Source organism: Opitutia bacterium, assembly GCA_016217545.1.
GTDB lineage: Bacteria > Verrucomicrobiota > Verrucomicrobiia > Opitutales > Opitutaceae > Didemnitutus.
Genome location: JACRHT010000017.1, coordinates 991,914 through 1,012,581, shown reverse-complemented (window position 1 = coordinate 1,012,581; position 20,668 = coordinate 991,914). Strand labels below are relative to the sequence as shown.

The following is a 20,668-nucleotide window of genomic DNA, read 5'->3' as shown; positions in this document are numbered from 1 at the left end:
CGTGATTCGCGGAGATTTCCGGATGTTTTCCCTTTTTAAGAAATTCAAGGACGGCCTGACCAAGACCGTCGCTGCCATCGCGGCGAAGACGCACGGCCTCTTCGGCGGGCGGAAGATCGACGTGGCGTCGCTCGACGAGCTCGAAGAGGCGCTCTACACGGCCGACTTCGGCGTCGAGACGACGACCGAGATTCTCGAGGAAATCAAGACGGCCTATCGCAAGGACCCGACGCTGCAGGGTAAGCAGGCGGCGGAGATCGGCGCGGCGGTGTTGAAGCGCGTCCTCGCCGGCGCCGAAGGCACGCTGTCCGCCCCCGCCGTGAAGCCGACCGTCATCGCGATGATCGGCGTGAACGGCTCGGGCAAGACGACCACGACCGCGAAGCTCGCGCACAAGATGAAAGGCGACGGCCAGACGGTCGTCGTGGCGGCGTGCGACACCTTCCGCGCCGCCGCGGTCGAGCAGCTGAAGAGCTGGGCCACGCGCCTGAACATCGACATCGTGGCCAGCCACACCGGCGCGGACGCGGCGGCGGTGGCGTTCGACGCCTGGCAGGCGGCGAAGTCGCGCGGAGCCGATTGGCTGATCGTGGACACGGCGGGACGGTTGCACACGAAGAGCAACCTGATGGACGAGCTCGCGAAGATCCGGCGCGTCCTGCAGAAGAACGACGCGACCGCGCCGCAGCACCGCTGGCTCGTCGTCGACGGCTCGCTCGGCAGCAACTCGATCGAGCAGGCGAAGGTGTTTCACCAGAGTTTTGGCCTCACCGGCCTGATCGTGACGAAGCTCGACGGCACGAGCCGCGGCGGTGCCATCGTGGGCATCTATCGGCAGCTGAAGATTCCGATCTACTTCATCGGCCTCGGCGAGCAGCCGGACGACTTGCAGCCGTTCTCGATCGAAAACTACAGCCGCGCGGTGTTCGGCTTGGAGTGATGCGCGTCGGCGGGATGATTTTCCTGCTGTTTGTCGCGGGTCTCGTCGTCGCGGGGGCAGGTGAGCCGCCGGTTCTGCGCCTCAGCCCGAAACCGATTCGCGACGCCGTGCGCGCGACGGTTGAAGGGCAGTTGAACGCCATCCGCGCCGGGAAGTTCGACGAGGCCTATCAGTTTGCCGCCAGCGGTGTCCGGCGGCAGGTCGCGCCCGCGGTTTTCGCGGCGATGTTGCGGCGCGGTTATCCGGCGCTGGTGGCGCATCGACGGTTCGAGGCGGGCGTCGTGCGCGATGATCGCGGCTCCGCGGCGCAGGTGGTCTACGTGGTTTTCGACGCGAACGACGCAGGGAAGGCGTTCCGCTACTCGCTCGTCGAAGAGGCCGGACGCTGGCGAATTGCCGGCGTCGTGTTGGGCGTTTCCGGACCCGACCAGAGCCTTTGATCAGGCATTTCGGGGCACCACCTAAATTTAGGTGTTTTTCGGCGTCCGGGATTTCTCCTGCGTAGGATACCCTATCCGCACAGTTTTTCGTGCCCGGCAACGGGTGCGAGAGGTGACCAACAGGGCTCGCGCGTGTTCACTGGCCCGTGACGCGCGCGAGCCCTAACTCTTTTCCGGGGAGGAAATAAAGAAGGCGCGGCTTGGGGGCCGCGCCTGAGAAGGGGAAGGGGACGAGCGGGTTACTTCACTTCGCCCATCAACTTCTTCACCCACGGGGTGAGCGCCACGAGGACGACGAAGGCCAGCGCGACCCAGCCGGCTTGGTGCAGGAAGAAGTTCGAGAGCGCCTTCGAATCGGTGGCGGTGAACTCGCCTGCGACGGTGCCGGCGAGTTTGTTGCCGAGCGCGGCGGCGAGGAACCACACGCCCATCACGAGACCCACGAGATTGCCGGGGGCGAGCTTGGTCATGGTGCTGAGGCCGACCGGACTGAGGCAGAGTTCGCCGACGGTTTGGAGGAAGAACAGGCCGACGATCCAGAACGGACCGACCTTGCCCTCGGCCGTGAGCTGCGCGGCGGGCACCATGAGCACGAAGGAGAGCGCGAGGAAGAACAGGCCGACGGCGAACTTGGCCGGGCTCGACGGCTGCTTGTCTCCGAGCTTGATCCACAGCCACGCGAAGATCGGCGAGAGGAGGATCACGAAGACCGAGTTCACTGACTGGAACCAGGCCGACGGGAACTTGTAGCCAAACACCTCGGTGTTGGTCAGCTGGTCGGCGAAGAGGGAGATCGTCGAGCCGGCCTGCTCAAACACCGCGCAGAAGATCAGGTAGGCGAGCGAGAACACGAACACGGCGGCGAAGCGTTTCAGCGTCATGTCCGGACGCGTGCCGAACCAGATGATCGCGAGCACGGGCAACACGACGTAGCCGTAGCTGATCCACGCGAAACGCGGGTCCGAGTCCGAAAGGCGCACGAGGCCGAAAACGACCGCGGAAATCGCGAGCACGCTGAAGAGCTTGCCCCACGGACGCGGGACATTGGCTGCGGGTGCGTGACCGACGTCGGCGAGGCGGTGCTTTTGCAGCACGTAGATGATCAAGCCGATCACCATGCCCGCGCCCGAAACGGCGAACGCCCAGTGCCAGCTCTTGTTCGGGTCGAAGCCGTTGTTCGCGAGGAGTTCCTTGGCCGCGTCGCTCTGCGCCACCCAGCCGGTGATGAGCGGAGCGAGGAAGGCACCCATGTTGATGCCCATGTAGAAAATCGAGAAACCCGAGTCACGGCGCGGGTCGTCCTTCGAGTAGAGCGAGCCGACCATCGAGCTGATGTTGGGTTTCAGCAGGCCGGTGCCGCACGCGACGAGCGCGAGGCCGAGGTAGAAGAACGTCGTCGAATGCACCGCGAGCGAGAAGTAGCCGAGCGCGATGATCACGCCGCCCCAGAACACCGTGGCGCGCGCGCCGAGGAAGTTGTCCGCGATGTAGCCGCCGGGGATCGAGAGCATGTAGACGCTCATCGTGTAGGTGCCGTAGATGATGCCGGCGGTCTTGTTGTCGAAGCCGAGTCCGCCCCGGGCGAGCGGCGCGACCATGAACAACGTGAGCAGGGCGCGCATGCCGTAGTAGCCGAAGCGCTCCCAGAGTTCCGTGAAGAACAAGTTCGTGAGGCCGCGCGGATGTCCGAAGAGACCGCTTTCATCGCGCGCCGGGGAAGAGGCGGGGTTCTGCATGAGGGGCGATGAGGGCGATTTCACTCGGCGAGCGCAAGCGCGCAGCTCCCGGTAAGCACCGATATTTCGGGCTATCCGGGAGTGGACAACCGCCGCCTCGCCGCCTCAATGGCGCGATGTCCGCGCCCGTCGCCGTGCTCTACGCCACCGTCTCCGGCAATGCCGAGGAGCTCGCGCACGCCACCGCACAGGCGCTCGGGACGCGTGGCGGCGAGTGCGCTGTCGCCAACGTTGCGGATTTTCCTGCGGCGCGACTGCGCGAATTCGACACCGCCTTGTTCATCGTGAGCACATGGGGCGAGGGCGAGGTGCCGCCGGACGCCGCGGAGTTTTTTGCCGCGCTGGCGGCGCCGGCATTGCGGTTGGAAGGTCTGCGCTACGCCGTGCTGGCGCTCGGGTCGTCGTCCTATCGCGATTTTTGCGCGGCGGGACGGAAAATTGACGAGCTTCTGGCGGCGCGCGGGGCACGCCGGCTGCTGCCGCGGCGCGACTGTGACACGAAATTCAAAGCTGACTTTCAGGAATGGCTCGCGCAGGTCGATGAAGCCCTGAACCACGCATGAAGCGCGAACGTCATCTCGCCGCCAAACTCGGACGCATGCTCGTCGGCCTCGGTCTGACCGACGCCAGCGCGGCCGTCGTGCTCGCGCGCGAGGAAACGCTCGCGGTGCAGGCGCCGGATGATCTCGCGGCGGGTGAGGTGCGGATTTTTCTCCCGCCCGGCGGCATCAAGGCGGACACGCCGCTGCTGATTGCGCTCGATGGCCAGAACATGGCGGCGTGGAAACTCGCCGAGACGATCGAGCGGCTCGCCGCTGCGGGAGAAATTGCGCCACCGCTCGTCGTCGCGATTTCCGCGACGTCCGAACGGATTGAGGAATACGGCCTCGCGCGCACGCTCGACTACGCGGGACGCGGGAAGAAAGCCGCGGCCTTCCAGCGCCGCGTGCTGGAGTTCATCCTCCCCGAAGTGCGGCACCGCTACGGCGTCGGTGCGACGCCGATGCGGACGGCCATCATGGGCGCCTCGCTCGGCGGGCTCAGCGCGTTCGATCTCGCGTGGGCGCATCCGGATGTGTTCGGCACGGTCGGCGTTTTCTCCGGTTCGCTCTGGTGGCGCGGCGAGGATGGCGATTGGCGCGCCGCGCAACGCTCGCGTCTCGCCCACAAGATCGTGCGCGACACCGCGACGAAGCCGAAGCTGCGCCTGTGGTTCGAGGCCGGCACGGCGGACGAGACCGACGATCGCGACGGCAACGGCGTGATCGATGCCATCCAGGACACGACGGAGTTGATCGACGAACTCGCCGCGAAAGGTCTTCGCCGCGATGTGGACGTGACTTATCACGAGATTGCCGGCGGCAAGCACCACGAGAGCACGTGGGCCGAGGCGCTGCCGGTGTTTCTCAAGTGGGCTTTCCCCCGGCGCTAATGGCCGGTCGCGTCGTTTAGAAAGTCGACGAGGTGTCGCTCGTAGGCGCGCCCCGCCGCGCCGTAGAGGTCGACGTGGCTCGCATCAGGCACCAGCCAAAGCTGCTTTCTGTCTGGCGCCGCTGAATAAAGCGCACGTGTGTCGGCGGCGGTCGTGTAAGGATCTTTTTCCCCTCCGAGGATTAATACCGGGCACTGCAGCCGGCTGATTAGGCGGCGAGGCTCGATCTCTCGCGCCGAGGCGCCGATTCGCCACTCTGCGAGCGGTTGCATCAAAATCCCGGCGAACCAACCGGGCAGATGAAGCGTGTGTCGGAAACGGCGATCGAGTGCGGTCGTGAGGTCCGGGAAGACGCTCTCGAGCACGACCCAGCGCACAGCTTGCAGATCGTTCGCTGCGAGCGCGATTGTGGCCCCACCCTGCGAGGCGCCGACGCAGCCGATTTCCGAGGCGCCGCGCGAGCGCACGTAGTCCAGTGCGCCGAGCAGGTCGCGGGTTTCAAAAAGGCCGAACGATACACGTTCCCCGTCGCTTTCACCGTGGCCGCGCGCGTCGTAGAGCAACACGGCGTAGCCGTGCGTGCGCAGCAGTCGGGCGCGTGCGATCATTTGGCTGCGAGTCGATCCGTTGCCATGGAGCAGCACGGCGGCGCGGACCGAACCATCGCAGGGAACGAACCAGCCACGGAGCCTGAGGCCATCTCGGGCGGCGAAATTCACTGCTTCGACGGCGAAGCCGAAGTCGGCCGGCAGCGGGCGCACCGAGCGCCGTTGGGGACCGGTGAACTCAAAGGCGAAAAACGCCGACACTGCGAAACTGAGAAGAAAGACCGCCAGCATGATTGCGCCGACGATGCCGAGGCGGTGGCGCGAGCTCATGCGGTCGGTTTGGGCAGCGATCACGAAAGCAGAAACTGACACGTCAGTGCGCGACGCCAAGCGCGGTGAGCGCTGAGGCACCGGCGCGAACTCAACGCTTTGTTGCCGCGCGACGTTGCCACCAGACCGCGAAGCCGGTGAGGGCAAGCGCGCCCGGGGCGAGGCCTCCGAGGACCCAAAGCAGTTTCACGGGCAACCCGCCGAAATCGCCGAAGTGCAGCGGACGGAAGCTGTCGACGATGCGCGCCCACGCACCGGCGCCGCGCAGGTCGTGGGTTGATTGGTGAGCGCCCGTCCGGGCGTCGTAGGCGACCGTGCTGCCGTAGGGGCTCGTGAGCCAGCCGTGCGGCTCGACCGCGCCCCAGAGCGTGACGGTCGGGGCGGCGGGATCACTGGGCAGCGAAATGAAATTGCCCCGAAAACCCGGGAGCCGCTGTGCGGCGTCGCGCGCCACCGCGTCGAGCGAAAGGGTCGGTGCGTAGAGGCGCTGCTCGATTTTCTTTTGCTCGTGTTCGCCGGCGAGCCATTCGCCGAGGACATGGGTGAAATTCCAGTAGGCGCCCGTGAAGCCGAGCACGAGGTTGAATGCGACGGTCGTGATGCCGACGAATTTGTGCAGGTCGGAAAACAGGATCCGCGCGCCGCGACGCCAGCGGAGCGTAAGGAAGTTTTTCCAGAAGTCGCGGTAGAGCCACACGCCGGTGACGCCGAGCGCGAGGAGCAGCAGGCCGAAGACGGCGGCGGCGAGCATGCCGGCGTGGTCGGCGAAGAACGCATAGTGCAGATCGAGCAACCAGCCGGTGAGCGTGGTCGTGCCGAGGCGCGGCGACGCGAGCAGGCGGCCGGTGTAGGGATCGATCGTGGCGACGAGCCATTCCTTGTCGCCGCGTCGGATCACGTAGAGGACGTCGGCCATGGCCGGCGCCTCGTAGCGCGGCAGCCAGCCCGTGATCTCGTGATTGGGCAGCTGCCGCTGGGCGTGTGCGAGCAGCGTGTCGAGTGGCAGGCGTCCGGCAGGCGACGGCTCGACGCGCACCAGCTCCCGGTTGAACAGCGCCTCCAGCTCCTCGTGGAAAACGAGCAGGCTGCCGCTGAGGCCGATGAGCAGCAGGCCGAGGCCGGCGACGAGCCCGAGCCACGAGTGGAGTTGCCAGAGGCGCTTGCGCATCGGTCGGTCAGAATTTCCAGGTTGTGCTCACGCGGATCTGGCGCGGCGTGCCGGGCAGCACGTAGAGCGGATCGTAGGCGCCGGAGTAGTATTCGCGGTCGAGCGCGTTGCTGACGTTGAGCTGCGCGCGGAAGCGGCCGCGGCTGTAGTAGAGCGCCGCGTCAACGAGGCCGTAGGCGGGCAGGTCGAATTCGTGGCCGGGCACGTAGGTGCTGTCGCCCAGCTGGCGCGAGTAGTAGTGCAGGCCGACCCCGGCGCCGAAGCCCTTGAGTGCGCCGTGGGGCACGACGTATTTCGTCCAGACGTTGAAGCCGTGCAGCGGTGCCGCGGGCGTGCGCGCGCCGACCGGCAGGGAGTTGTCGGCGGTGATGCGCGCGTCGGTGTAGGCGTAGGCGAGCGCGAGTTCCCAGCCGGGACGCGGACTGAAGCGGCCGTCGAATTCGACGCCGCGGCTGCGCTGCTCGCCGGTGACGACGTAGTAGCCCGGATGAGCGAGGTCGGCGGTGGCGACGTTTTGGCGGGTGAGTTCGAAGAGCGAAATCGTCGCGGTGAGGCGGCCGTCCGCGGCGGCGGTTTTCAGGCCGATCTCGTAGTTGGTGCCGGTCTCCGGATCGACGGGCGTGCCGGTGGCGGTTGTTTGCCAGCTGCCCTGTGGGTTGAACGAGCCGCTGTAGGTCGCGTAGAGCATCGCGCCGGGGCGAAATTCCCAACTGAGGCCCGCGCGCGGGGTGAAGTCGTCGATCTTGACGTCGTTGCTCTTGGAAGTGTCGTAGCGGCCGCCGAGCGTGAGGGCGACGCCGCGCCCGAGCTTGAGGTGGTCCTGCGCGTAATAGCCCCACATCTCGCCGAGCGTGGCGCCGGCGAGTTTGACGGTGAGCGGTGGCAGCGCGCCGCCGTAGACCGGCGCGTAGAGATCGATCGAGGTGTAGCCGGCGGGGTCGCTGAAATCGATCGTCGCGCCGGTGTAAGAATAGTTGTCGCGGTAGAAATCGACGCCAGCGACGGCGCTGTGCTCGACGGTGCCGGTGGTGAATTTCCCTTCGAGGCGCGTGTCAATCGAGAGCGTGCGCCAGCCTTGGTCGTAGCTGTAGCCGTAGCGCGAGAGCGTGCGGCCGTCGGCGGCGAGGCTGCCGGGATAGAGAATGTAGCCCCAGGTTTGCTGGCCGTCGCTGGAGTTGAGGTTCTGGCGAAGCGTGAGGCGGTCGTTGAGGCGGTGGACGAACTCGTAGCCGCCGCTTTGCGTGGTTTCCTCGACGTGGTTGGTGCGGCCGGGTTCGCCGTTGAAGCGCGTCAGCGGGATCTTGCCGTTCGGGTTGGGCAGGACCGTGCCGGAGGCGGGCAACGGCATGGCATGGTCGTCGTCGCGTTCGCGATAGCGCGTGAGGATCGTCAGCGAAGTGGCGTCGCTGAGCTTCCACGTGAGCGACGGCGCGAGGTAGTAACTCCGTCCGCCGGCGTAGTCGATGAAGAGATCCTCGTCGCGCCAGAGTCCGGTGAGGCGCGCGAGCACGCGGCCGTTCGCGTCGAGGGGCGTGGTGTAGTCGAGCGTGACTTCGCGGGAGTTGTCCGTGCCGAAACCGACGCCGAGTTCGCCGCCGCGCTCGGTGCGCGGGCGCTTGCTGACGAGGTTGACCACGCCGCCGAGCGGGCCCTGGCCGAAGAGCGTGCCGGCGGGGCCTTTGACGATCTCGACCTGCTCGAGGCCGAAGAGTTCTTCGCCCATGCCGCTGTGGTGACGCAGGCCGTCGATGAAGGTGTTGAACGCCGCGTCGAAGCCGCGGATGCGGTAGTAGTCCCAATTCGAGTAGTAGCCGCCCGGCGTGACGCCCGCGACGTTCTTGAGCACGTCGTCGAGTTTCAGCGCGCCTTGATCGGCGAGCAGCGAGCGCGGCACGACCTGGATGTTTTGCGGGTTCTCGAAGATCGAGATCGGAAGCTTGGTCGAGCTGTCCGCGTGGGCGGCGGTGTAGGCTTCCGGGCGTGAACCGCGCACGCCGAACTCGTCGAGTTTGACGGTGTCACCGTCGACGGCGAGCGGCGCGGCGGAGAGCAGCGGCGCGGCGCCGAGCGCGAGCGCGGCGAGCGTGAAGGAAAAGCCGGAGGAGAGGCGGGTGTGTTTTCTCATGGCGAAAAAGGCGAACGGGTCGAAAAGGGACCCGTCCGCACCGGGCGCCGGCGTGGTCGTGATTTTCCGAGTCACGACATGCGCAGGCGGCGGCCCGGCACGGACGGGCAAGGGTCAGCACTCGACCACAAGGTGGAGGCGCGCGCAGTCGGTCGGCCGCGCGGCGCGGCTGGTCGTCGCGCGCACGGCGCGGCGGCTCAGTTCAGAAGCAGAAAAGTGACGGAGACGTTCAGACGATGGGTCTTCGCGGAGGGAAAACATGGAGTGCAGCGGTCTGCACAAGTCGTGACTCGGAAAGTGTTCCATCCGCGGGGCCGGCGACAGCCTCGCAACACAGCGAACCGTGAGGCTTACGAACCAACGAGGCGCCCGGAGAACGACGAGCAGCGGATGGAGGAAAGGCGATCATGCGGCGAGGTGGATGCTGCCGATGAACAGGGCGAGCAACGTGACCGCCACGACCAGCCCGATGACGAAGTGAAGATCGGCGCGGCGTTGCGGAGTCATGGTGGCGCGTTGCATGAGAGCGGGAAAGTCAGGCGGCGGCCGTCGCTGCGGCCGCGCGTTTCGCGGGAAAGAAGCGGCGCCACGCGAGGGCGAAGCCGGTGTAGACGAGGACGCAGCCGCCGAGGCACGCGAGGCCGGCCACGAGCTGGCCGACGAGGCCGAGTGCTTCGCCGGTGTGGAGGAAGCGGGTCCACGTGCGCGCGCGACGACCGGCGGTGAGGTCGTCGAAGGATTCGCGGCGCACGACGGCGCCGGTCTTGGCGTCGAGCGTGAGCGTGGTGTTGGCGGTGCGCGGCCAAGTGTTCGGTTCGCGCACGATAACGGCGGCGGTCGCGGCGCGGGGCGGGGCGTTGAGGCGCAGCGTGTAGGATTCGGCGTTGGGCATTTCCGCGCGGGCGCAAGCGAGCAGCAGATCGAGGTCGGGCACGGGTGCGGCGCGATCGCTGGGTGAGTTGCCCTCGCGTGCAGCGGCGGCGTCGCGCGCGGGACCCTCGTTGTTGGCGGCCGGCGGAGTGTCGCCGAAAAGGCGGAAGACGCCGTTCGAGGCCCAGCGGTAGGAAATCGGGAGTGCGGTGAGCGTGAGCACGATCAGCACCGGTGCGGTCCAGAGGCCGAGGGCGTTGTGCCAGTTGAAGTCGCGGGCCTTGCCGGTGAGGCGCCAGTTTAACACGGCGACGGCGCGGACGCTGCGGCTGCTCAGGCTGCGCGGCCACCAGAGATAGAGGCCGGAGAGCGCGAGGAAGCAGAACGCGACATTGCACGCGCCGTTGATGGCTTTGCCGATCGGACGCTGGTCACCGCTCAGCGCGAGCACGCGGTGGAGTTGCTCGAGGAATTTCAGCGTGTCGCGAACCCGCGTCGACGCGGGCAGGCGGACTTCGCCCGTGTAGGGGTTGGCGTAAACCACGTCACCGCGACCGCGGGCGATCGCGACGGCGGTGTTCGGTTCGGCGGCGATTGTCAGCGTCACGGGCTTGCTCTCGGGCGCGACGGCGCGGGCGCTTTGAACGAGGGCGGTCAACGAGACGGGAGTCGCTGCCGTGGGAACGGCGATCTGGCGGGCGTCGCGCTCGGCCCAGGCGATGATCTGCTTCTCGAATGCGAGCGCGGCACCGGTGAAGCACATGATGCCGATCGCGAGGCCGGCGAGCAGGCCGGCGGCGAGGTGAAGCCAGAAGAGGACGGAGCGGAAAAGTTTCATGGAGCGACTGAGACGCGCGGGAGCCGGGAACGGTATCGCGCGCAGCGCAAGGAGTTCAAAAAAGGAGCGCGCGACCGGGAGAAGGTCGCGCGCTCCGGAGCACTCAGAAAGTGGTGGTGACGCTCACGCGGAAGGCGCGCGGGGAGCCGGGCGTGATGTTCGTGTTGCTGTTGGCGGCGGAGTAGTAGTCGCGGTCGAGGACGTTCTCGACGTTGAGCTGGGCGCGGACGCGGTCGTTGAAGCGGTAGAACGCGGCGGCGTCGAAGCGGACGAAGCTCGGGACGCGGACGGTGTTGTCGGTGGACGCGTAGATTTCGTCGCGGTAGATCGCGCCGAGGCCGAAGCCCCAGTCCTTGTTGAGGTCGTAGCGATTCCAGAGGGAGATCGTGTGGCGCGGGAGTTGCGCGAGGCGCGCGCCGGCTTTCACGGTGGCGGACTGCGTGGAGAGAATCTCGCCGTCTTGATAGGCGTAGCCGCCGGAGATGCTCCAGTTGCGCGCGACGCGGCCGGTGATGCCGAGTTCGAGGCCCTTGGCGCGCTGACCGTCGACGAGGAGGGATTTGGTGGAGTCCGCCGGGTCGGTGATGGCGACGTTGGAGCGGTCGAGGCGATAGAGCGCGGCGGTGACGGAGAGTTCCGGGCGGACGTCCCACTTCACGCCGACCTCGTAGTTTTTGAATTCTTCAGGATCGAGGTTGCGGTTGGTCAGGCTGAGCGAGGCGAGTTGTTCGCCGGCGCGCGGGACGAAGGACATGCTGTAGCTCGTGTAGAGCGAGAGGTTCGCTGCGGGCTTGAAGACGAGGCCGGCGCGCGGGGAGAGCATCTCGTCGGAGGAATCGAGCGAGGTCGCGTTGCGGTGGTTGTCGAAGTCGACTTCGAAGCGGTCGTAGCGGACGCCGACGATGCCGAGGAGGCGCGGGGTGAGCTGGAGCTGGTCTTGCGCGTAGATGCCGACGGTGCGGGCGACGCCGTGGTTGTCGGCGTCGGTGGCGCTCTGGCGGAAGACGGCGGGGATCGTCGTGCGCGGGTTGGAGAGCGGGACTTGGATCGAGGTAGTGCCGACGGCGACGGAGTCGAAGTAGGCGGTGTTACGGAAATTGTCGGTGACTTGGTGGCCGAACTCGACGCCGGTGAGGACTTGGTGTTTCAGGCCGCCGGTGTCGACATCCCAGACGAGGTCGGTCTGGTTGAAGAGATTATCGCGCTGCGTGGCGTTGTTGTAGCCTTGGATCGCGACCGTGGTGCCGGCGGCGTTCACGGCGCCCGGGAAGACATTTTGGTAGAACTTGTCGTAGGTCGAGAAGCGCGTGTGGTTGCGCAGGGTGAGGTTGGCGTTGAAGCGGTGGTCGACGGTGAAGAATGCGGTGTGGACGCTCGCGTCGACATGGCTCTGCGCGGGATCGCCGAAGAAGGTGGACGGATCGACCGCGAGCGGGCGGCCGAGATAGGACGAGACGCCGCGGTCGGCGACGCGTTCGTCGTGGAAGTATTCGTAGCCGAAGCGAAGCGTGGTGGCGGGCGACAACGTGTAGCGGAAGGTCGGGTTGACGCCGTAGCGCTTGACTGTGACGTCGTCGCGGTAGCTGCCGCTGTCTTCGTAGAGGCCGGTCACGCGGTAGGAGAACGCGTCGGTGAGCTTGTCGCCGAAGTCGAGCGTGCCGCGGTATTGCTCCCAGGAACCGATCTGGATCGTGGCTTCGCGGTGGCTGCGGCCGTTGGCGAGCTTGGTGACACGGTTAATGAGGCCGCCGGAGCCGCCACGGCCGAAGATCATCGCGTTTGGACCTTTCAGGACCTCGACGCGGTCGACGTTGTAGAGGTCGCGGAAATATTGGACGTCGTCGCGGACGCCATCGATGAAGAAGTCGGCGGTCGTGCTGTTGCCGCGGAGGACCGGCGTGTCGCGGTTGCCCTCGCCTTGGGCGATGCCGACGCCGGGGACGTAGCGGGTGACGTCGCCGATGTTCTGCATCGCTTGGTCGTCGATCAGCTCGCGCGTGATCACGGAGATCGACTGCGGGACGTCGACGAGTGCGGTGTCGGTCTTGGTCGCGGTGACGCTGCGTTGGACGGTGTAGACGCTCTTTTCCTTTTGGCCGGTGACTTCGAATTGGGCGAGGCGATGGACCTCGTTGGATGGCGGCAAGTAGCTCGGCGTGTCGCCCGCATCGTCGGCGTGGAGGGCGACGGCGCTGAGAAGGGTCAGCGCGGCGCTAGCGGCGGAGCGGCGTGAAGAACGAATGGCGTGGAGGTGCATGGAAGTTGGAAATTGAGAACGGGTCGCACTGCACATGCGACCCAATCTCACGTCAAGCGGGATTTGAGAATTTGTCTCAAAATGACGCAGGAAGCGCACAAAATGCGCATGACCGAAACGCGGTTTGACCGGCGCAACCAATTGCGCTCTAACACTCTCGTGACTCAACCCCTTGAAGTTCAGCTTTCTGAGCACGCTTATCCGATTCACCTGCGCACCGGCGCAGTGCGCGAATCGCTGACCGCCGCGATGGCCGAGCCGAACTGGAAAGCGCGCTCTGCGGTGGTGGTCACGGACGCGTCGGTGGCGAACGTGCTGGGGCTCACGGGCGACGCGTCGATTGGCGGCGTGCCGACGCTGGTGCTGCCGGCCGGCGAGGGGACCAAGAACGCCGCGCAGCTCGCGGAGGTGTGGGAATTTCTCGCGCAGCACCGCGTCGACCGGCGGGGCATCTTGTGGGCCGTGGGCGGCGGCGTTGTGGGCGATCTCGCGGGCTTCGCGGCGGCGAGCTACCTCCGCGGGATCGACTACGTGCAGGTGCCGACGACGCTGCTGGCGATGGTCGACAGCTCCGTCGGCGGCAAAACCGGCCTGAACCTGAAGGCGGGCAAGAATCTCGCGGGCGCGTTTCACCATCCGCGCGCGGTGTATGCGTTCGCCGACTTCCTGCGCACGCTGCCGCCGCGCGAATTTGCGGCGGGTGCGGCCGAGGTCATCAAGTATGGCCTGCTGGCGGACGCCGCGCTCTTCGCGCAGCTGGAGGCGACGCCGTTAACGCTCACGCATCCGGAGCTGCTCGCGATCGTGCGCCGCTGTTGCGAAATCAAGGCGCAGGTCGTGCAAGCCGATCCCCGCGAAACGGCGGCCGAGGGCGGCCGCGCGCTGCTGAATCTCGGACACACGTTCGGCCACGCCGTCGAGAACGTCGCGGGCTACGGCGCGTATTTGCACGGCGAAGCGGTGGCGATCGGGCTCGCGGCGGCGGCACGTCTGTCGCGTGAGCTGGGCCTCGTCGATACCGCCGCGGTCGAGCGTGTGGAGCGTGTGGTCGCTGCGCACGGTTTGCCGGTGCGTCTCCGTGAGCCGTTGCCGATGACCGCGTTGTTCGGTGCAATGGCGCGCGACAAGAAGAACCGCGACGGACGTCTGCGCTTTGTCGTCCTCGAAGCGCTCGGTCGCGCCGCCACTCGCGGCGACGTGCCGGTGGCTCCGGTGGAAAAGGTCTGGCGCGAGGTCGGGGCGGCGGGGTGATTTTTTGACTGCGTTCGTCTTGCCCGGCGCTACGTTGGCTTTCCCATGTCTGCCATCGACGAGGGCATCGTTCGCGAATACTTCGAGCAAGCCGGCTTCTTCGTGCGCCAGGCGCGCAAATACGCGCTCACGGCCCGCAAGGGCGCGGCAGACGAGGTGATCGACCTCGTCGTGTTCAACCCGACCTGGCAGCGCGGCTCGCGCAAGCCCGACTTCTTCCTCTTCGCCAACGAGCTGCCGTTTGTCCACCGCGCCGTCATCAGCATCAAGGGCTGGCACGCCGCCGGTCGCTTCACGCCGAGCACGCTGCGCAATCAGCCGGAAATTTTCCGCTTCCTCGAGCAGAGCGTGCTGAAGGAGGCCTCGCGCCTGTTCCCGACCGAAATCGAGGATCCGGACGGCACTGGCCTCCTGAAGATTCTCGTGTTGCCCGGCCTGCCGACCGCCGAGCCGTATCGCTCCCAAGCCGTCGACATGCTCAAGGAGAAGGGTGTCGACGCCGTGATCTCGTTCCGCGCCATGTTGCTCGACCTGATCGACAAGGTGGATCTCAACCGCAACTACGGCAAAAGCGACACGCTCCAGCTCATCCGCGTGCTGAAGACCTACGACCTGTTGCAGGACCCGCAGCTCGACCTGTTGAGTGATCGCGTCGCCAGCCGCCGCGGCAAGGAGTGAACGCGGTGCGGCCGTCCATTTTCCCTTCTGTCATCGCGAGGTCCGCCTCGGCGGACCGTGGCGATCCAGCTCGCTGGATTGCTTCGTCGCGGTGCTCCTCGCAATGACCGCCACCATTCATCCCACCGCGATCGTCGAACCCGGCGCGCAGCTCGGCGTCAACTGCACCGTCCACGCGCACGCCATCGTCACGAAGCACGCCGCGCTCGGCGACGGCGTGGTCGTGCACCCGTTCGCCGTCGTCGGCGGCGATCCGCAATACCTCAAGTTCGACCCCGCGACCGCGAGCGGCGTCGTGGTCGGCGCGGGCACGGTCATCCGCGAGCACTGCACGCTCAACCGCTCGATCTATGCCGGCAAAAACACCGTCGTCGGCGCGCGCTGCTTCCTGATGGCCAACGCGCACGTCGGCCACGATTGCGAGGTCGCGGACGACGTCGTGCTCGCGAACAACGTCATGCTCGCCGGCCACGTCAGCGTCGGCAGCTTCACGTTCGTCGGCGGCGGCGCGGGCATTCACCAATTCGTCCGCATCGGCGAAGGCGTGATGGTCGGCGGACTCACGCGCCTGACGAAGGACGTCGCACCGTTTCTCATGGTCGCCGAGCGCGACGAGGTGCCGGGCTTCAATCTCGTCGGCCTGAAACGCCGCGGTTTCCCGCGCACCGCGATCCTGGAAATCAAGGCATGTTACGCGCACGTGTTCAGCGGCGGCGATCCGCGCCCGCTCGCGGCGGCAAAACTCGTCGCCGGCGTGCAGAGCGCCGAGGCGCGGCGTTTCCTGGAGTTCTTTGCCGGCGGCAAACGCGGCTTCGCGCGGCCGGGCCAATCGGAGTCGGAGCCGGATGCAGTTTAACCACGAAGTTCACGAAGGTCACGAAGCCGAACCTGGAATCCGGGTTTTGACGGCATTCCCTTCGTCCGCTTCGTGTCCTTCGCGGTGAAAAAAGATCTCTCAAAACCTCTCGCGTTCACCTGCGGCGACCCGGCGGGCGTCGGCCCGGAAATCATCGCGACCTGGCTCGCCGCGCATCCGGCCGAAACGGGCGATGTCGCCGTGATCGGTCCGGCGCGCTGGCTCGAAATGCTGCCCGCGTGCGGCGCGAAGATCGCGGTTGGGCTCGAGGATTTTGTCGCCACACCCGGCCAGCCCGACGGCGATGGCGCGCTCGTCGCCTGGGCGGCGATGGAGCGCGCGGCGGCGGGAACGAAGTCCGGCGAATTCGCCGGCGTGGTCACCGGCCCGATCAGCAAGGAACGCCTCGCCGCCGTTGGCTACGAGTTTCCGGGGCAGACGGAATTCTTCGCCGCGCGCTGGGGCGGCGAGCCGGTGATGTGTTTCTGCGGCGGCAAGCTCCGCGTGGCGCTCGCCACGTGGCACGTGCCGCTGTGTGAGGTGCCGCAACTACTAGGCCCCCAGCTCTTGCATCGCACCATCGCTGCCGCCGACCGTCTCGCGCGCGCCGACGGCATCGCCGCGCCGCGCATCGGCGTCTGCGGCCTGAATCCGCACGCCGGCGAGAACGGCTTGCTCGGCGAGGAGGAGCGCGACCTGCTCAACCCGACGCTGGAAAAATTGCGCGGCGAATTTCCCGGCCTGTCACTCTGCCAGCCCGCCGATACCCTCTTCGCCCGCGCGCTGCGCGGCGAGTTCGATGTCATCGTGGCGCTCTACCACGACCAAGGCCTCGCCCCGCTCAAGGTGATCGACTTCGACGAATCCGTGAACGTCACGCTCGGCCTCCCCTTCGTGCGCACGAGCCCCGACCACGGCACCGCCTTCGGCATCGCAGGGCAGGGGAAAGCCAGCGCGCAGAGTTTCACGAATGCTGTGAGCGTGGCGCGGCGGTTGATTGCGCGGAAGCCGTAAGGTCGTCGAGCGAGTTGGACGATAGAGAGGCCGGCGGGTTTATTGAGGTTCGCGGAACTGAGTCATGCCTTGGGGTGGAACGGATTGACCTCAATCCGCTCTGAGCGCGTTGGGGTCAACGCGCTCCACCGGCGTTGTCGATTTACGTGAAACTCAATCGGCGGAGGGCTTCTCCGAGGCTTCGTCACGTTTTTCCGGCTTCGCTTTCTTTTGGGCGCGGAGTTTTTCCATGGCGGCGCGGACATCGGTTTCCCAAGGGAAGGGTTCGTCTTTCGCGGGATCGTAGGACGGGAGGTTGGGAATAGGCACGCCCAGCTCGTGCAGCAACTCGGTGGTCTTCGTGAGTTCGTAGCGGTGCACATACGGTTCGCCGTCGGCCCAAGCCCATTTGTAGGCGGCGAGGGCGTGGTGCTTCGCTTGCGCGGTGTCGCCGATAGCGATCCAGAGCAGGGCGAGGAGGCGATGCGCGGGGTCTCGGAGTTGGGCCAAACGTTCGGCTTCGCTGCGGGGATTGGCGACCTGGCCGAGGTGGTGCTTGGCCAGGGCGAGGCCGGTCTCGGAGGCTGCATCGGTGAGGCTGCGTTCGCGGGCAAGGCGCACGGCCTCCTGGTAGCTCGCCGCCGCCAACTTCCACTCGCACTGCATGAGCCGCCAGTCGCCGCGCAGGCGATGGAGAGCGCGGATGATGCTGCGGTCTTTGCCCTGGGCCGCCAAGCGCTCGGCCTCGGCCAGATGCGCCTCCTGCAAGCTGCCCTGCCAGAAGCGAAACTCGGCGTAACACCATTCAGCCCCTCCGGGCCGATAGGAGCTGCGCAACCAAGCGCGGCCCATGGGGTCGAGCAGGCTCCAGAGGGCGTCGGCTTCCGCCCACTGGCCCATCCCCGACTGGTCGGCGAACAACTCAAGTCGGCTTATGAAAACCCCTTGCTCGACTTCGCTCAAGGTGGCGACCTCCAAGGCGAGGGAATCCGTGCGGAGCGACTGGGCTAGCCGATTCTGGGCGTCCAGATTGCGCGCGATGTGGAGGAGATCAATCGTCCCGCTGGTCCAATCTTCGGCTTCCAAGTTGGCGCGCAGGCTAGCACCGGAAGCGGCGAGGGCGACAACCGGTTCACCAGAACTACTCAAGGCGATCGTTGCACAAGTTGCCAGATAGGAACGATACCTAGCTTTCACCTCCGTCGGCAGTTCGCCCCAGCCGTCGGGAAAGAAAGGCCTCAGCAAGGACAAGGTTTCGGCAAAGGCATTGAGGTTGAAAAGGAGCGCATTCGCCAAATCACCCCGATAGGCATCCGCCGCCTGCTGGTAGTGTCCGAGCTTGATCAGGGTGCGGACGACATGCAGGCCGCTGCGCACGTGCTCCATGGTCTCGGCTTCCTCGTAGGGACGGTGGGCGATGGCTGAGAAATGATCGGCGACACGTTTCCCGTGTCCTTCCTTCTCTTCGCCTCGCTGTGTCCTTGAAGCGACTCCACGAACCACCGGATGCAGATCATAGCGGCGCATCCGGCCGTCAAATTGCAACAGCCCCCGGCTTTCGAGGTCGGCTACCGTGTCCCATAGCTTGGCGACGACATCTTGAGCGGCTGCCATCACCTTCCACTCGGCGAGGGCCTTGAGGTATTGTTTTCGCCGTTGAACTCCTTCTTTGTATTCCGCTTTTGCCTTCGCTTGAGCCGCATCCGCCTTCTTCTTCTTTTCGGCCGACAAGGCACGGTATGCTTTTTGGTGGGCTTCGCGTTCGCGAGGTGTCCAGGGCCTGCGTCCCTCATCAGGGTCTTTCACGAACGATGGCTCAGCAGGGATATGGGGATTGAATGCCTCCATCATTTCGCAGTCCACAGATTCGTGAACCAAAGAGAGCGTTGTAAGGAGCTGGCGGCTCTCGTTTGAAAGGGCGGATATCGCAGCTTCCAAGATATGGTTCCGCCGTTGGATCAGGTTGAGCTTGCCAAGATCCAGCACGGCACCGCCCTTCGGATCGTCCACCCACTTGTCGAAGTTACCTCGATTGCGGCCCGGCTTATTGATGAGGCCGCCAAGGATACCGATGACGAGCGGGTGGTTGTCGCAGTTGGCGGTGAGGTAGCTCTGGATGGCGTCGCTTTTCCCCTCGATCCCGCAGGAGCGCAGGAGGGCCTCGGCATCCGGCGGGCGCAGGCCGGGGAGGGTGATGCGCTTCGCGCCGGGGATGGGCTGGCCGGAGGGATTCAGCAGGACACGCGGAGTGAGGCGGGAGCTGACGAGGAGCTTCGACGGGGTGGCGGCGGCGAGGGCGCGGAGCAGGTCGTTGTCCTCGTCGCGGATTGCGTCGCAGGGGTTGCGGTTGACGATTTTGTCGGTGGGGCTGTTCGCCTCCTCGTCGGGGACTTCGGCGGCATCAATGCGGTGGTAGGCGACGAGGATGCGCTCGAGTCCATCAAGGATGAGCAGCCAGGGCCGGGCATGGAGCTGGGCGAGGAGTTCGTCTTTCAGCGCGGCGGTTTTTTTTTCGCGAAGTCCTCCAGCGGGCGGCCCGTCATGTAGGCGAGGGCGTGGTGGCAGAAGTCCTCCATGCTCGCGCCGCCCTCGTAGAACGAATACCAGAAGCGCCCGGCCCAAGGCTGGTCCGCCGGGCGCGCGGCGAGGGCGTGGTTTTTCGTCCACTCCCAAGTGAGCATGCTCTTGCCATTGCCGCCGATGGCCTCGAAGAGGAGCAGGTTCGTGGGATCGGCGGGCGCGGCCCAGTCGGAGAGAGCTTGCAGCTCGGCGGCCCTTCCGACGAACTTGTGCGAGCCGAGATAGTCGGGGACGGCGTGGAAGGCGGGGGGCTTGGGGATGGTGTTGCCCTTGTCCTGCGTTGATGTGTCCTCGGCGGTGTCACCTGCACCCGGGTCGAGATGTGGCTTCAGTTCGGATAGCGATGAACCAAGCTTGTCTTTGAACTCTTGGAGGCTGTTGAAGACCGCATAGACGCGATTCACGTTTGAGCCCGGTGCGTGCCGCTTTGCCCGTTCGCGGAAGGCGTTCAGCTTCGTTTCCTTTTCCGGATCCTTCTCGATGTCGGCCTTCTTCAAGGGATGATCATCCCCCATGATGAAGAGTAGGACCGGACGCCCAAGACGCTGCGCTTCGTTGAACTCCAGTTCGGTGATGGACCGCTTGTCGGGATTGCGCGTTGGACACGCGGGCGTCTGGCCGTATTTCAGGCCGATAACACCGATGTAGGCCGCGCTGTCGCGCACCATCTGGAGCGAGGAGTCGATGACGTCGACGAGGCGAGCGGAGTCGTTCTCCATCACGTTCGCATGAAGCTTGTGCGCATGAATGGCGTCGATGAGTGCCGCACGATGCTCCTGCAAATCCGTGAAGGTGCTGGAAACCATCACCTGCGGAACGCTGCGCGGTTTGTTGGGAATAGTTTTGGGCATGGGCGTTCCTACGTTCGTTAGTTGGAGCCTTTGATAGAGGCGTCGTCGAGGCGTGTGAGAAGGACGCGACGCTCCCTGTTCAGCAGATCGTGAAAGCGGAACGTGCCGGACTTCTGCCTTTGCGCAGACGCTTCGGCGAGCGGGCGGACGACTGATTTGTCTTTGGAGCTGTGGCTGAGGAATACGTCGAAGCGGAAATTCTCCATAGTTGGCCCGCGGTCTTGGTAGGCGGGCACGAAGGAGCTGACAAGCTCGGGGTGCCGAATGCTGTCGGCTGGCTGCATCCCGCAGTTGCCACGCGGCGAATTCGCGGCTCTGTGGGGAGCGTCGATGGCTGAAACTGCTCCAGAACAACTCGCTCCACTCGCCGCGCCGCGCGCGTTGCCCGAAGGCGTGCGCGAGGGTAACGAAAACCTCGTTCGCCTCACGGCGGACGCGGGCGCGAAGGTCGCGGCGCTCATCGCACGCGAACAGCAGGGCGATTTTCTCCGCATCGCCATCACCGGCGGCGGCTGCAACGGGCTCAGCTACAAGTTGCGTTTCACGCCGGACGCGAAGCGCGGCGACATCCTCGTCCGCACTGCGGGCGCGCAGGTGCTCGTCGATCCGAAGACGGCGCTCTATCTCAAGGGCACGGTGCTCGACTATTCGCACAAGATGGTCGGCGGCGGCTTCAAGTTCGCCAATCCGAACGCGAAAGCCTCCTGCTCCTGCGGCGAGAGTTTCAGCGTCTAGCGTGCGGCCTCGGTTGCGGTGCCGCGGGCCGAGGCGGGCT

The 20,668-nt window shown here is 65.9% G+C and carries 17 protein-coding genes; 9 read left to right on the top strand and 8 right to left on the bottom strand.

Annotated elements, in window-relative coordinates; translation table 11 throughout:
- Window positions 1-22 precede the first annotated feature (22 nt).
- Both ftsY and HZA32_20220 read left to right on the top strand, forming a co-directional pair.
- Entirely contained in the window at window positions 23-940 is a 918-nt protein-coding gene (ftsY, locus tag HZA32_20225) for a signal recognition particle-docking protein FtsY (protein MBI5426410.1), read from the top strand.
- Entirely contained in the window at window positions 937-1,380 is a 444-nt protein-coding gene (locus tag HZA32_20220; GenBank protein MBI5426409.1) for a DUF4864 domain-containing protein, read from the top strand. The genes ftsY and HZA32_20220 overlap by 4 nt, the downstream gene beginning before the upstream one ends.
- A 239-nt stretch (window positions 1,381-1,619) precedes the next feature.
- Here the strand turns inward: HZA32_20220 and HZA32_20215 are convergent, their stop codons facing one another.
- On the bottom strand, window positions 1,620-3,116 hold the full coding sequence (locus HZA32_20215) for a peptide MFS transporter (GenBank protein ID MBI5426408.1): 1,497 nt from the start codon (window positions 3,114-3,116) through the stop codon (window positions 1,620-1,622).
- Window positions 3,117-3,250: 134 nt separating this feature from the next.
- Between HZA32_20215 and HZA32_20210 the strand changes: the two genes are divergently transcribed.
- Window positions 3,251-3,679, top strand: a complete 429-nt coding sequence (locus HZA32_20210) for a flavodoxin domain-containing protein (GenBank protein ID MBI5426407.1) — start codon at window positions 3,251-3,253, stop codon at window positions 3,677-3,679.
- The gene (locus HZA32_20205; GenBank protein MBI5426406.1) at window positions 3,676-4,548 is read left to right on the top strand and encodes an esterase family protein; all 873 of its coding nucleotides are present in this window, start codon (window positions 3,676-3,678) and stop codon (window positions 4,546-4,548) included. The genes HZA32_20210 and HZA32_20205 overlap by 4 nt, the downstream gene beginning before the upstream one ends.
- Here the strand turns inward: HZA32_20205 and HZA32_20200 are convergent.
- The 5 genes from HZA32_20200 to HZA32_20180 form a co-directional block, all read right to left on the bottom strand.
- Complete coding sequence (locus HZA32_20200; GenBank protein MBI5426405.1) at window positions 4,545-5,450, bottom strand: alpha/beta fold hydrolase; 906 nt, start codon at window positions 5,448-5,450, stop codon at window positions 4,545-4,547. The genes HZA32_20205 and HZA32_20200 overlap by 4 nt on opposite strands.
- Window positions 5,451-5,517: 67 nt before the next feature.
- On the bottom strand, window positions 5,518-6,594 hold the full coding sequence (locus HZA32_20195) for a PepSY domain-containing protein (GenBank protein MBI5426404.1): 1,077 nt from the start codon (window positions 6,592-6,594) through the stop codon (window positions 5,518-5,520).
- Window positions 6,595-6,601: 7 nt separating this feature from the next.
- Window positions 6,602-8,719 (bottom strand): TonB-dependent siderophore receptor, encoded by a 2,118-nt coding sequence (locus tag HZA32_20190; protein ID MBI5426403.1) that lies wholly within the window; start codon window positions 8,717-8,719, stop codon window positions 6,602-6,604.
- A gap of 535 nt (window positions 8,720-9,254) precedes the next feature.
- Window positions 9,255-10,427 carry a PepSY domain-containing protein gene (locus tag HZA32_20185; GenBank protein ID MBI5426402.1) on the bottom strand — a complete coding sequence of 391 codons (1,173 nt, stop codon included), beginning with the start codon at window positions 10,425-10,427 and terminating at the stop codon, window positions 9,255-9,257.
- A gap of 103 nt (window positions 10,428-10,530) precedes the next feature.
- Window positions 10,531-12,684: a TonB-dependent siderophore receptor gene (locus HZA32_20180; GenBank protein ID MBI5426401.1), complete on the bottom strand. Its 2,154-nt coding sequence runs from the start codon at window positions 12,682-12,684 to the stop codon at window positions 10,531-10,533.
- A 159-nt stretch (window positions 12,685-12,843) separates the two neighbouring features.
- Between HZA32_20180 and aroB the strand changes: the two genes are divergently transcribed.
- The 4 genes from aroB (at window position 12,844) to pdxA (ending at window position 16,483) form a co-directional block, all read left to right on the top strand.
- The gene (gene aroB, locus HZA32_20175) at window positions 12,844-13,935 is read left to right on the top strand and encodes a 3-dehydroquinate synthase (protein MBI5426400.1); all 1,092 of its coding nucleotides are present in this window, start codon (window positions 12,844-12,846) and stop codon (window positions 13,933-13,935) included.
- A 45-nt stretch (window positions 13,936-13,980) separates the two neighbouring features.
- The gene (locus HZA32_20170) at window positions 13,981-14,613 is read left to right on the top strand and encodes a hypothetical protein (protein MBI5426399.1); all 633 of its coding nucleotides are present in this window, start codon (window positions 13,981-13,983) and stop codon (window positions 14,611-14,613) included.
- Between the two features lie 103 nt (window positions 14,614-14,716).
- Window positions 14,717-15,469, top strand: coding sequence for an acyl-ACP--UDP-N-acetylglucosamine O-acyltransferase (gene lpxA / locus HZA32_20165; protein MBI5426398.1), 753 nt, complete (start codon window positions 14,717-14,719; stop codon window positions 15,467-15,469).
- Between the two features lie 84 nt (window positions 15,470-15,553).
- Window positions 15,554-16,483 (top strand): 4-hydroxythreonine-4-phosphate dehydrogenase PdxA, encoded by a 930-nt coding sequence (pdxA, locus tag HZA32_20160; protein ID MBI5426397.1) that lies wholly within the window; start codon window positions 15,554-15,556, stop codon window positions 16,481-16,483.
- A 2,471-nt stretch (window positions 16,484-18,954) separates the two neighbouring features.
- Here pdxA and HZA32_20155 read toward each other — a convergent pair.
- Both HZA32_20155 and HZA32_20150 read right to left on the bottom strand, forming a co-directional pair.
- Complete coding sequence (locus HZA32_20155; protein MBI5426396.1) at window positions 18,955-19,893, bottom strand: DUF4062 domain-containing protein; 939 nt, start codon at window positions 19,891-19,893, stop codon at window positions 18,955-18,957.
- Window positions 19,894-19,910: 17 nt separating this feature from the next.
- On the bottom strand, window positions 19,911-20,177 hold the full coding sequence (locus tag HZA32_20150) for a hypothetical protein (protein MBI5426395.1): 267 nt from the start codon (window positions 20,175-20,177) through the stop codon (window positions 19,911-19,913).
- A 46-nt stretch (window positions 20,178-20,223) separates the two neighbouring features.
- Here HZA32_20150 and HZA32_20145 point away from each other — a divergent pair, with 46 nt between their 5' ends.
- Window positions 20,224-20,628, top strand: coding sequence for an iron-sulfur cluster assembly accessory protein (locus tag HZA32_20145; GenBank protein ID MBI5426394.1), 405 nt, complete (start codon window positions 20,224-20,226; stop codon window positions 20,626-20,628).
- Window positions 20,629-20,668: the final 40 nt, after the last annotated feature.